This is a genomic window from Halomicrococcus pelagicus (assembly GCF_050954125.1).
The window spans coordinates 1-12303 of record NZ_JBPBWC010000002.1 but is presented as its reverse complement, the minus strand read 5'-3'; the positions used below and the strand labels follow the sequence as shown (position 1 = coordinate 12303).

Below are 12303 nucleotides of genomic sequence, written 5' to 3'. Positions count from 1 at the left end.
GTTTCTCACCCGTTCGCGTCGGAATCGGCGGTCGGCAGGGTCCACCGACGAACCGCTCGCGGGCCGTCCCCGCACTCACCGGGTCCGGGGCGGTTCCGCGTCTCGTGCGCGTTCTTTCGCGCGGCGCACGACTCCCCGCAGCGTCGATATTTCGCGACCGGTGGGGTGTGCGCGGCCGACCAGCCGGCGGACGAGCCGCATCGTCTTGTCGCGTTTCTCCGACGGATGGTCGATGGCCTCGAGCAGTTCGTCGAATCCGTCGTAGAATCCCTCTATCTCTCGCTCGTCGGCGCGCTCGCGTTCCACGTCGGGATGCTGGGTCTCCTCGACGGTCAGCTCCCTGAGTTCGTACAGCGTCACGGTCGCGGCCTGGCCGAGGTTCAGCGAGGGGTACTCCGCGCTCGCGGGGATGGAACACACCTCGTCGACGCGCGCGAGTTCCTCGTTCGTCAGGCCGTTCGACTCCCGTCCGAAGATGAGCACCGTGTCGCTGTCGACCTCGGCGAGGCTGTCGGCGAGGTCCGACGGCGTCCGGAAGGGGAACCGGACGTGCTTGCGAGCGTCCTCGTTGGTCGTCGCGGTGCAACCGACGGTGTGGTACTCGGAGACGAGTTCGTCGAAGGTCACCGCGTCGTAGTTCGGCAACACGTCCTCGCGGGCCTGGCCGGCGAAGCCGTACGCCTCGCTGTCGCGGTGAAGTTCGGGCGGGTTGACGATCTTCAGGTCGTCCATGCCGAAGTTCTTCATCGCACGCGCGATGGTGCCGACGTTGCCGGGCGTCTTCGGCTCGACGACGGCGACGGCGGGTTTCATGAGGGGTAGTCCTGGTCGATGTCCATGTCTCGCAGGTCTATCTCCGTTCGCTCCTCGTCCGGAATCTCGACGTTCATCGCTTCGAGGTCGGGGTCCGGCGGCTCCGGCAGGTCGTCGGGGTCGGTCTCGACGTGTTCGACGCCGACGTATCCCTCCGGGGCGCGCCCGCCGTCGGTGAACCACTCGTGGAACTCGTCCTGAAGTTCCTCCTCGCCGCGGTACCGCTCGCCGCCCTCCTCGAAGTACCAGTAGAGGAAGTCGTTCTCGTGGTCCTCGCAGACGGCGATTTCGGCGAGCGGTTCGCCGTAGACGACCTCGATGACGTTACACTCCTGTACGTTGGCGTCTCCGTGAATCAGCCAGCAGGCGTCGCAGGGCGACCCGACGAGCGCGGAGAGGCGAGCGAGGCGCTTGCGCGTGTCCGCGTCCATGTCGTCCATCGGACGGTAGTCGCCGTCCTCGGTGAACACCTCCTCCTCGTCGAACCGCCAGCCGCGAACCCCGATGCTCACTTTTCCCATCGTTCCCATGTATCGGCCGCAGCGACAAAAAGAGCGCGTCTACGAGACGAGGGGGCGGGAGACTGCACGACCGGTGGCTCGGTACCGGTCGCGTCCGACGACACCACCGACCGAGAACGAGTCGATTAATACGCGCCCTTCCGGAGGGACCACCTATGACGAACGTCTCGGCCGCCGGACTGCACATTGGTCCGGACCATCCACCGCGCGTCATGGGCGTCCTGAACGTCAGCGAGGAATCGCCGTACGACCCGAGCGTCTACGACGACCCCGCGGAGGCGGCGGCGTACGTCGACGACGAACTCGTCGGCGAAGGCGCGGACATCGTTGACGTCGGCCTGGAGTCGGCGAACAAGCGATTCGAGGTCCTCTCCGCCGAGGAGGAACTGGAACGCCTCGACGCGGCCGTCGAGACCGTCGAGCGCGTCGACGGCGACGCCGTCTTCTCCATCGAGACGCGGTACGCGGAGGTGGCAGAGGCCGCGCTCTCGCGAGGGTTCGACATGGTCAACGACATCTGCGGGTTCGCCGACCCCGACATGGCCGACGTGTGCCTGGCCCACGACGCCCCCGTCGTGAAGATGGCGAGCCCCCCTGACCTCGAACGGCCCGGGGCGATAGCGTCGGTCGACGACATCTACGCCGCCCTCGAACGCGACCCACTCCCCGAGAACGCCATCGTCGACCCGGCGTTCGGTGGCTGGAGCGAGGAGAAGACGCTCGACGACGACCGCGAGACGTTCCACCGACTCGGCGAGTTCCGCGATCTCGACCGACCCATCCTCGTCTCGATCAACCGGAAGAACTTCCTCGGTGACGTCGTCGGACGAGACACCGACGAGCGCTTGCCCGCGAGCCTCGCCGCCACCGCCCTCGCCGTCGAGTGCGGCGCGGACGTCGTTCGAACCCACGACGTCGCAGAGACGGTCGACGCTGCGACCATCGGTCATACCTTCGGTCGCGAGTGCTGACCGGTCGTCGGTTCCCCGTCTCCCTTCCAGCGCCCGACGCCGGCCGCGACGCGAGAGTTTAAATCCGAACGGGCGGCCACCGCCAGTCGTGACCTGACCGACCGTCGTGACGGGGTCGAGGCTGGAGCGCGACGCGCCCCTCGCGACGAATCTCGCCACGCGTTGCCTGCTCGCCTTCCCCGCCGGTGCGTCGACCGCGCTCGGCGCACCTCTCGACCCAGCCCTCGTCACTTCGTCGAACGCCGTCCGGAACGGCGGAAAACTTATGCCGGACGACGCACCAGCGCGATACGAGCCAGAACGCTCCCGTGGGTAGGGGTACACACTGGGTGGCTTCTGGCGCGACACTACCTTCCGAGAGACCATGGACTTCGACACCTGGAACCCCGTCTACGAGGCCATCATCGCCGACTTCGGCTTCGAACGTGCCGCCGACGAGCACGCTCGGGACGTACTCGGCGCGTACGTCGGCCCGTTCGACTACGACCGACTCGCCTTCGTCGACGGGGCAACCGTGGCCGTCGCCGGGGCCGGTCCGTCGCTCGAAGACGACCTTGACAGCGTCCGCTCGGCCGACGCGGTCGTCGCAGCCTCTTCCGCCGCCGACGTCCTGCTCGACGCCGGCGTCGCCGTCGACCTGCTGGTGACGGACCTCGACGGCAATCCCGGTACCGCGCGCGCGCTGACCGAGCGCGGCGTTCCGGTCGTCGCACACGCCCATGGCGACAACGTGCCTGCGGTCCGCGAGCACGTTCCGACGTTCGACCGCGAGCACGTGCTGGCGACGACGCAGGCCGAACCCCGCGGACCGGTCGAGAACTTCGGCGGATTCACGGACGGTGACCGTGCGGCGTTCCTCGCGGACCACTTCGGCGCGGCCGAACTCGTCTTCCCCGGCTGGGACGTCGACGACTCTTCGGTCGGTCCGGTGAAACGGCGGAAGCTGGCGTGGGCCGAGCGGCTGCTGTACTGGCTGGAGCGACGGCGCGGCGACCGCTTCGCCGTACTGGACGGTCGACGTGACGTTATCGACGCGAGCGCCCTGCCCGAGTGACGACGCCGGAGCTTCTGACGCGACGACAGCGGTTCCGACACTCGGATTTATGCCCCGACACAGCCACTGGTAGCATATGACACACGACTGTTCGTTCCTCGCCGACCTGCTCGACGACGACCAGTTCTCGCTCGGCGACTCCCACCGCGAGGGTCACGCCGGCGACTGGGGAACGCCGGACGACGAGCAGGTCCGTCCCGACGTCGTGGTCTGGCCCGAGTCGACCGACGACGTGTCGGCGGTCCTCGCGGCCGCCGACGACCGCGGTGTTCCGGTGACGCCGTACGCCGCCGGAACGAGTCTGGAGGGCAACGCCACCCCGGCACGGGGCGGCATCAGCCTCGACGTGACGCGGATGGACGCAGTGCTCGACGTACGACCGGCGGACTTCCAGGTGGACGTCGAACCGGGCGTGATGGGCTCCGCCGTGGACGAGGCGGTCGCTTCGGAAGGCCTCTTCTTCCCGCCGCTGCCGTCCTCCGGCGACATCTCGACCGTCGGCGGGATGGTCGCGAACGACGCCAGCGGGATGCAGACCGTGAAGTACGGCGAGGTGGCGGACTGGGTGCTCGAACTGGAGGCCGTGCTGGCCGACGGGTCGGTGATAACGGCCGGGAGCAAGGCGGTCAAGACCTCGAGCGGATACAACCTGAAGGACCTGCTCGTCGGCAGTGAGGGGACGCTGGCGGTCGTCACGCGTGCGACGCTGGAACTGGCCGGTCGTCCCGAGCAGATCCGGGCGGGGCGGGCCCTCTTCTCGTCGCTCGACGACGCGGTCGCCGCGGTCGCCGACGCCGTTCGGTCGGGCGTCGACGTGGCGACGATCGAGCTCGTGGACGCCACCAGTGCGAGGATGGCGAACGCCTACACCGGGTCGGACCTGCCGGACGCACCTACGGTCTTCCTGAAGTTCCACGCCGACCACGGCGTCGAGGAGGAGGTCGCGTTCTGTCGGTCGGTGTTCGAGAGCCACGACGTCGGTCGGTTCGAGGTCGTCGACGGGGACGAGATGGACGACCTCTGGCAGGCCCGGCGCGACCTCGCCTACGCCGTTCAGTCGTACGACCCCCATCTGACGCCGCTCCACCCGGGCGACGTCACGGTCCCCATCAGTAAGTACCCCGAACTGGTACGGTTCGTGACGGACCTCGCCGACGAACACGACCTGCTCGTCCCCTGCTTCGGTCACGCCGGGGACGGCAACCTCCACTTCTCCGTGCTCGTCGACGAGCGCGATGACGAACAGGTCGCGCGCGGCGAGGAGGTCCAGGACGCCATCGTGCGCCGGGCCATAGAGATGGGTGGCACCTCGACCGGCGAGCACGGCATCGGTCGCGGAAAACGCGAGTATCTCGTCGACGAACACGGCGAGGAGAGCGTCGAGGCGATGCGCCGCGTGAAGCGCGCGCTCGACCCCAACGACACGCTGAATCCGGGGAAGATATTCCCGGAGACGGTCGGCGGCGGACGCGTCGGGGACTGACGGTGTTCAGACCTCGCAGTCGTCCTTGGGGACCTCGCGGTAGTGCTCGCGCCCGGCCGGCGTCCGGGTCCGGACGAGATACGTCTCGTTGGTGAGGTCGAACACCGTCCGTGTCCGGGCCCCAGAGCCGTGTAGCTCCCCGACGAGCGACACGTCGTCCCGGCTCGCCAGTCGGTCGCCGAGACGCCAGCTCACTGGATGTCCGGGCGTCGACTCGCCGACCGACGAACGGTTCGCCTGCGATTCGCGTGCGGGGTCCTCGCGTTCCCCATGTAAACTCATATCACGGCGATGGATGCCCGCGAACAAAACCGTACCGGCTTCCGGCGACCCTAGTCGTGAACCAGCACGTCCACGACGCTCGGGCCGTCCTCGGTGAGCGCGGCTTCCAGCCGTTCCTCGATGTCGTCGGGCAACTCCACGAAGTGGCCGTTGGCGCCGTGGCTCTCGGCGTTCTTGGCGAGGTCGACGGGCGGGTCGAAGTCCATGCCGACGAACTCGTACTCGTCTTCGTCGCCACCGAACAGGTCGAGCGTGTTGTCCTTGAGGATGCGGTAGTTGCGGTTGTCCGGGACGACGACCGTGAGGTCCACGTCGTAGCGCGCCGCCGAGTACAGCGAGTGGGGGTAGTAGAGATACGAGCCGTCGCCGACGAAGCCCACGACCTCGCGGGGGTCGTCGCGCTCCGCCTCGGCCATCGCCGCGCCGACCGCCGCCGGGAGGCCGTACCCCAGACCGCCGCCCTTGTTCGAGATGTAGCTCTCGCGGGCGAACGGCCAGCGCGTCAGCAGGGCGTACTTCGCGGTGACGCCTTCGTCGACGACGTAGGCGTCGGGCGCGACCGACCGCATCGCGTCGACGAGTTCCGCCTTCGAGGCGCGAGGGTCGTCGGGAGCGTCGTCCTCGCCGATGCCGGCCATCTGCTGCTGGGCGAACGTCTTGAACTGCGCGACGCGCTCCAGTCGCGCCTCGCGCTCCTCGGCGTCGAGGCGGTCCTCGACGCGTTCGGCGACGGCGTCCATCACGAGGCCGAGGTCGCCGACCACGGCGGCGTCGGCCGGATGGTTCTTGCCGACCTGCCACGGCTCGTCGTTCAGGTCGACGACGGTGGCGTCGCCGGGGATGAGTTCGCGCTCGTGGCGGGTCAGCGTCGTGTGGGTAGAACAGCCGGCGAGGACGACGGTGTCGGTGTTCATCGCGGCCGCCGCCAGGTCCTCGTCCGGTGGAACGTACGACACCCACTGGTCGTGGTCGGCGGGGAAGTCGACCTCACAGGCCAGTATCTCGGCGTGGACGCGCGCTCCCGACGCCTCCGCGAGCCGGACCGCCGCGTCGACGGGGTCGGTGTCGGACCACGCGCCGTGGCGGGGAACGTGGTCCCCGACGACGAACACGGGGTCGTCGGCCTCGACGAGCAGGTCGGCCGCGCGCTCGATGGCCCCGGGGTCGCCCCCGCCGGGGTTCTGAATCGGGCCGAGCGGTTCCGGGTCGGCCTCGGTCGCGGCCATCGTCACGTCCAGCGGGAGCGCGAGGAAGACGGGGCCCGTGGGCGGCGTCGTCGCCACGCGGAACGCCCGGCGGAGCATCGTCGGCAGGGCCGACACATCGGTCACCTCCGCGCTCCATTTCGTGAACTGCTCGGTCAGCGCTTCGAGGTCGCCGCCGAGAATGGGTTCCTCGTGGCGGAAATCGAGGCTGTGTGCGCCCGCCGTGACGACCAGCGGTGCGCCCGCGACCGACGCCCCGTAGAGGTTGCCGAGGCCGTGGGCGACGCCGGGGGCGACGTGGAGGTTGACGACGCCGGCGGGTGTCCCCGATTCCTCGTCGGCGCGGTACCGCCGCGTGCTGGCGTAGCCCGCCGCCATCCCGACCGCGACGTCCTCGTGCGGCGCGAGCACGTAGTCGAGGTCGCTGTCCGCCAGGGCGGTCATGACCGGAAGCTCCGTCGTCCCCGGATTGCCGAAGACGTACCTGACCCCGTACGCTTCGAGCGCGTCGACGAACAGGTCCGCTCCGGTGTGAGATTCTGGCATACCGGTGCGTCGTCGCGAGACGACAAAAGGATTGGTCGCCGGCGGACGAGGGAAGATTGGATTTTTCTACAACTATACGCAAATACGTGGTCTAGAAATACAGCCAATAGCGGAATTTTAAAGTGCAGGGGTCGGGTAGGACTGATACCAACCTCGCAGAGGTGATCGAAACGATGAATCTCTCTCGCTACCGAAACACCGCACTGTTCGCGCTCCTCGCAATTGTCTGGGGTACCTCCTTCACCGCCATCGAGACCGGCCTCGAAGCCTTCCCGCCGATCCTGTTCGCCGCGTTACGCTACGACATCGCCAGCGTCGCCATGTTCGCGTACGCCGGGACAGTCGGTCTGCGGCGCGCTGACTACCAGTGGCGACCGACGACGCGCGCCGACTGGCGAATTGTCGCGGTCGGCGGCCTGCTCGTGTTCGGCCTGCACTTCGCGCTGCTGTTCGTCGGCCAGCGGTACGTCACCAGCGGCGTCGCCGCCGTCGTCCTGAGCCTGACGCCCGTCGTCACGCCCATCTTCGCGTTCGTCCTCCTCCCGAACGAGCGCCTCGCCCCCGTCGAGGCGCTCGGCGTCCTCCTCGGCTTCGCCGGCGTGGTCGTCATCGCACGTCCCAGCCCCGGAGCGCTCGACGGAACGCTGGTCGGCGTCGGTCTCCTGTTCGGCTCCGCGGTCGTGTTCGCGCTCGGCGCGGTGCTGACCCAGCGCATGCCGACGACGCTCCCGACCGTCCCGCTGCAGGCGTGGATGATGCTCGTCGGCGCGGCCGTCCTCCACGCGCTGGCCGCGGTCATGCCCACGAACACGCCGGTCTCTCCCACCCCGGCCGCGCTCGCGTCGCTGGGCTACCTCGCGCTCGCCGCCAGCGTCGGCGGCTTCCTCGTCTACTTCGACCTGCTCGAACGCCTCGGCCCGAACGAGGTCAGCCTCGTCAACTACGTCGTCCCCGCCGTGGCGACGTTCGCTGGCTGGCTCCTGCTCGGCGAGTCCGTCGCCCCGCAGACGATGTTCGGATTCCTTGTCATCCTCGCCGGGTTCGTGCTGCTGAAGTCGGCCACCCTGAAGCGCCGCGTCGTCGCGCTCCGGCGGCCCACCCGCTCGATTCCCGAGTCGTCCGCCGACGACACCGTCGTCGTGGACAAGAACGCCTACTACCACGACCGGGAGTCGACCGCGGGGTCCGCCGACTGACGCCCGAAACGTCCCAGTCGCACGTCTCACCGCCCCTGCGACGTATCACCGAATCCTTAATGGACTGTCCTGCAGAACGTACGCCCATGTACGACGAGGACGACTTGGCGGAGATTCGGCAGTCACGGGACGAGTGGGAGGAGGAAACCCTCGACCCGACGCTGGAGCGGTTCGGCGAGCGCAAGGACCGCTTCGCCACCGTCTCGAACCTCGAAGTCGACCGCCTCTACGACCCCTCCGACGTCGAGGACGTGGACTACGACGAGGACCTCGGCTTCCCCGGCGAGGCACCCTACACCCGCGGCGTCTACCCGACGATGTACCGCGGTCGAACGTGGACGATGCGACAGTTCGCCGGGTTCGGCACCGCCGAAGAGACCAACGAGCGCTTCCACTACCTCATCGACGAGGGCCAGACCGGCCTTTCGACGGCGTTCGACATGCCGAGCCTGATGGGCATCGACTCCGACGACCCGATGTCGGCCGGCGAGGTCGGTAAGGAGGGCGTCGCCGTCGACACCCTGCGGGACATGGAGATACTGTTCGACGGCATCGACCTCGACGAGGTCTCGACCTCCTTCACCATCAACCCGAGCGCACCCGTCATCTACGCGATGTACATCGCCCTGGCCGACCAGCAGGGCGTCCCGCGCGAGGAGATTCGGGGAACGCTCCAGAACGACATGCTGAAAGAGTTCATCGCCCAGAAGGAGTGGGTCGTTCCGCCGGAGCCGAGCCTCGACGTGGTGACCGACACCATCGAGTTCGCCGTCGAACAGACGCCGAAGTTCAAGCCCATCTCCATCTCGGGCTACCACATCCGCGAGGCCGGGTCGACGGCGGTCCAGGAACTTGCGTTCACGCTCGCGGACGGCTTCGCCTACGTCGAGGACGCGATGGACCGCGGCCTCGACGTCGACGAGTTCGCTCCCCAGCTCTCCTTTTTCTTCAACTCCCACAACTCCATCTTCGAGGAAGTGGCGAAGTTCCGCGCCGCCCGCCGCATCTACACCGAGGTCATGGAGGAGTGGTACGGCGCGGAGGCCGAGGCCAGCAAGCAACTGAAGTTCCACACCCAGACCGCCGGCCAGAGCCTGACCGCCCAGCAGCCGCTGAACAACATCGTCCGAGTGACCATCCAGGCGCTCGCGGGCGTGCTCGGCGGCACCCAGAGCCTCCACACCAACAGCTTCGACGAGGCGCTGGCGCTGCCCAGCGAGCAGGCGGTGCGGGTCGCGCTCCGCACCCAGCAGATAATCGCCGAGGAGAGCGGTGCGGCGGACATCATCGACCCGCTCGGCGGTAGTTTCGCCGTCGAAAGCCTCACCGACAAAGTCGAGGAGAAGGCGATGGCGTACATCGAGGAGATAAAGGAGATGGGCGACGGCTCCGTCCGCGACGGCGTCCTGGAGGGCATCGAGCGGGGCTACTTCCACCGCGAGATACAGGACTCCGCCTACGAGTACCAGGAGCGCGTCGAGGAGGGCGAAGAGGTCGTCGTCGGCGTCAACGAGTACCAGATCGAGGAGGACACGAAGCCGGACATCCTCCAGGTCGACGAGGACACCCGGGACCGTCAGCTCGAACGCCTCGAAGCGGTCAGGGAGGAACGCGACGACGACGCGGTCGAGGAGACCCTGGCCGCGCTCGAAGACGCGATTCGGGACGACGAGAACGTCATGCCCTACATCGTCGACGCGGTGAAGGCGTACGCCACGATGGGCGAGATTATGGATGTGTTCCGCGCCGAGTACGGCGGCTACCAGGAGAAGGTCGGACTGGCCTGACGACGTCGCCCCGTTTCGCTCGACCGTAGCGGACGCCGCGACAGAGCCGCCCTTTTCGCCGGCGCACGTCGAGACATATTTATAATATGATACTGGAAAAGACACGTCGTTAAACCGAGACGAAAACTGGTCGTGGCGGTCGTTCTCGTCGCTCTCGTAACGCTCGCGGGCTGTACGTCGGGACCCTCCGGCGATTCGTCCGGGGACGACCGGACGACCACCGCGACTGACGTAGCGTCGACCACGACGACCACGACGCTCGACGACCTGACGTACCCCGACGGAGCGAACGACGAGGGCGTCGAGAACGCCACGGAGCTCGCCGAATCGCACGCGTCGATGATAGCCGACCGGGGGTACGTGGTCGAACTCGTCGTCTCCCACTCGTCCGACGGGGAGTCGGGAACGAGCACGTACGTCGTTGAGCGCGACGCCGAAACCGGCGAGACGTACCAGGACTACGAACGGTCGTCCGCCTACGGCGGAGAACGCACCCTCGCGTACGCGAACGGGACTGGCGTCTACGAGAAACGCGGCACCGACGACGTGACGTACGAAGTTCGCCGGACCGAAACCAGCGACGACCTCGCGAGAAACGACATCGTGACCGCGGTCCGACCGCTGCTGAGGGCCGGCGAGTTCGAGGACCCACGCGTCGTGTCGTGGAAGGACCGGACGCTCGTCGAGTACCGACTCGGCGGCATCGCCAACGATACCCGCCTCTTCGACCCGGAGACGGTGACGAACGCGTCGGGGTCGGTGCTCGTCGACGAGCAGGGCGTCGTCCACCGCGTCTCGGTGAACGTCACGCAACGGGTCGACGGAACCGAGCAGCGCACGCAGTTCGAGTACCGGGTGAGCAAACTCGGCGACGTCGACGTCGAGAAACCCGGCTGGGTGAGCGAGGCGGTCGAACGGCACGAATCCGACGACGACTCCGGTGCGCGGGTCTCGAACCGCGTACAGGTCGTCTCGGCCTTCGGGAACGTCACCGAGAACGAGCGCGTCGACCGCGTCACGCTCACCGTGATGCGTGCGGCGGGGTCCGACGACGTCGACCTCTCGACCGCCACCGTCGAGTGGATCGGCCCCGAGACGGCGACGACGCTCACGCACGGCGAACGCGCGTCGGCGAACCGCTTCGCGGTCGAGGCCATCAAAGACCCCGACGGTTCGGTGCCGGTCCTCGACGGTCAGGACGACCGGTTCACCGTCGTCCTGGACGCCTCGGAAATCGGCGGCACACTCGAGGAGGGCCAGGCGGCTCAGCTCAAGATAACCACCGAGAGCGGTGCCGTCACGATATATCGAATCACCGTACCGACGTCGCTGGCGGGCGAGTCGGCGGTCACGGTGTAACCACCGTCCGGCGTCCTCCGCGGTCGACAGTTCGCGGGTGCGTTTATGACGGACGCGAAGAAACCGTTCCGGTATGCGAGTAGCCGTTCTGACGGTCGGCGACGAAATTCTGGCGGGAGACACGGTGAACACGAACGCCACGTGGCTCGCCACGCAGGTCGACGAGCGCGGCGGGTCGGTGCGGCGCATCCTCACCGTTCCCGACGACCGGTCGGTCATCGCCGAGACCGTCCGCGACTGGCACGCGGCGTTCGACGCGGTCGTCGTGACCGGCGGACTCGGCCACACGCCGGACGACGTGACGATGGACGCGGTCGCGGCCGCGCTCGACCGGGACCTCGCGGTCGACGACGAGATTCGGGACCGGATCCGGGAGAAGGCCCGCGAGTTCGCCGCGAAGAACCCCGAACTCACCGACGAGTACGACCTGGAGATGGACCTTGACGCGGCGGCGACGCTGCCGGCGGGGAGTCGCCCGCTGCTCACGGACGCGGGCTGGGCCCCCGGCTGCGTCGTCGAGAACGTGTACGTCCTGCCGGGCATCCCGGAGGAAACGAAGGCGACGTTCGCGGTCGTCGCGGACGAGTTCGGCGGTGACGCGGTCGCCGAGACGCTGTACACCCCCGCGCCGGAGGGGGCGCTGGGTGGAGTCCTCGAGGGCGTCCACGAGCGGTTCGACGTCGCGGTCGGGAGCTACCCCGGACGGGACGGCGGCCCCGGCCGACTGAAGGTCACCGGTACCGACCCCAACGCCGTCGCCGACGCCGCGGCGTGGCTTCGCGACCGCGTCGAAGTGGTCGATTCGGACGAGGAGTAGCCGTCCGTCGAACGAATCGCCGGTTCGACGAATATATATACGGTTATGCACACGTTAGAAACCAGTCACTACCAAAACCAACCGAAGGATGGGGAATCTTTATGCATTTCCTTAAGGGACGCTAGTATGGATATGCCAGACGATACCGTGGAACTCGAGGCGCGCCTGGAGGAAGCCGAGACCTTCGAGCCACCGGAGTCGTTCGTCGAGCAGGCGAACGTCTCGGACGACTCGATCTACGAGGAGTTCGAGCAGAACTGGCCGGACTG

Annotated in this window: 11 protein-coding genes; 7 read left to right on the top strand and 4 right to left on the bottom strand. The window is 67.8% G+C overall.

What is annotated here, in order from left to right; translation table 11 throughout:
• Positions 1 to 75 precede the first annotated feature (75 nt).
• Together ACRYA2_RS04750 and ACRYA2_RS04745 are read right to left on the bottom strand one after the other, a co-directional pair.
• Positions 76 to 813 carry an RNA methyltransferase gene (locus ACRYA2_RS04750; RefSeq protein ID WP_433624760.1) on the bottom strand — a complete coding sequence of 246 codons (738 nt, stop codon included), beginning with the start codon at positions 811 to 813 and terminating at the stop codon, positions 76 to 78.
• Complete coding sequence (locus tag ACRYA2_RS04745; protein WP_433624758.1) at positions 810 to 1334, bottom strand: DUF8114 family protein; 525 nt, start codon at positions 1332 to 1334, stop codon at positions 810 to 812. The genes ACRYA2_RS04750 and ACRYA2_RS04745 overlap by 4 nt, the downstream gene beginning before the upstream one ends.
• Before the next feature lie 155 nt (positions 1335 to 1489).
• Here ACRYA2_RS04745 and folP point away from each other — a divergent pair, with 155 nt between their 5' ends.
• From folP to ACRYA2_RS04730, 3 genes are all read left to right on the top strand, one after another.
• Positions 1490 to 2305, top strand: a complete 816-nt coding sequence (gene folP / locus ACRYA2_RS04740) for a dihydropteroate synthase (protein ID WP_433624756.1) — start codon at positions 1490 to 1492, stop codon at positions 2303 to 2305.
• A 364-nt stretch (positions 2306 to 2669) separates the two neighbouring features.
• Complete coding sequence (locus ACRYA2_RS04735; RefSeq protein WP_433624754.1) at positions 2670 to 3359, top strand: 6-hydroxymethylpterin diphosphokinase MptE-like protein; 690 nt, start codon at positions 2670 to 2672, stop codon at positions 3357 to 3359.
• A gap of 76 nt (positions 3360 to 3435) precedes the next feature.
• The gene (locus ACRYA2_RS04730) at positions 3436 to 4842 is read left to right on the top strand and encodes an FAD-binding oxidoreductase (protein ID WP_433624752.1); all 1407 of its coding nucleotides are present in this window, start codon (positions 3436 to 3438) and stop codon (positions 4840 to 4842) included.
• A 6-nt stretch (positions 4843 to 4848) separates the two neighbouring features.
• Here the strand turns inward: ACRYA2_RS04730 and ACRYA2_RS04725 are convergent, their stop codons facing one another.
• A complete protein-coding gene (locus ACRYA2_RS04725; RefSeq protein ID WP_433624750.1) occupies positions 4849 to 5124 on the bottom strand; it encodes a hypothetical protein in 276 nt (91 codons plus the stop codon).
• A 50-nt stretch (positions 5125 to 5174) separates the two neighbouring features.
• Positions 5175 to 6875: a thiamine pyrophosphate-binding protein gene (locus ACRYA2_RS04720; RefSeq protein WP_433624748.1), complete on the bottom strand. Its 1701-nt coding sequence runs from the start codon at positions 6873 to 6875 to the stop codon at positions 5175 to 5177.
• A gap of 173 nt (positions 6876 to 7048) precedes the next feature.
• Here ACRYA2_RS04720 and ACRYA2_RS04715 point away from each other — a divergent pair, with 173 nt between their 5' ends.
• The 4 genes from ACRYA2_RS04715 (at position 7049) to ACRYA2_RS04700 (ending at position 12034) form a co-directional block, all read left to right on the top strand.
• Positions 7049 to 8071: a DMT family transporter gene (locus tag ACRYA2_RS04715; protein WP_433624746.1), complete on the top strand. Its 1023-nt coding sequence runs from the start codon at positions 7049 to 7051 to the stop codon at positions 8069 to 8071.
• 86 nt (positions 8072 to 8157) lie between these two features.
• Positions 8158 to 9858, top strand: a complete 1701-nt coding sequence (locus tag ACRYA2_RS04710; RefSeq protein WP_433624744.1) for a methylmalonyl-CoA mutase family protein — start codon at positions 8158 to 8160, stop codon at positions 9856 to 9858.
• A gap of 132 nt (positions 9859 to 9990) precedes the next feature.
• Entirely contained in the window at positions 9991 to 11217 is a 1227-nt protein-coding gene (locus tag ACRYA2_RS04705; RefSeq protein WP_433624742.1) for a DUF7537 family lipoprotein, read from the top strand.
• Positions 11218 to 11290: 73 nt separating this feature from the next.
• Positions 11291 to 12034, top strand: a complete 744-nt coding sequence (locus ACRYA2_RS04700) for a competence/damage-inducible protein A (RefSeq protein WP_433624740.1) — start codon at positions 11291 to 11293, stop codon at positions 12032 to 12034.
• Positions 12035 to 12303 lie beyond the last annotated feature (269 nt).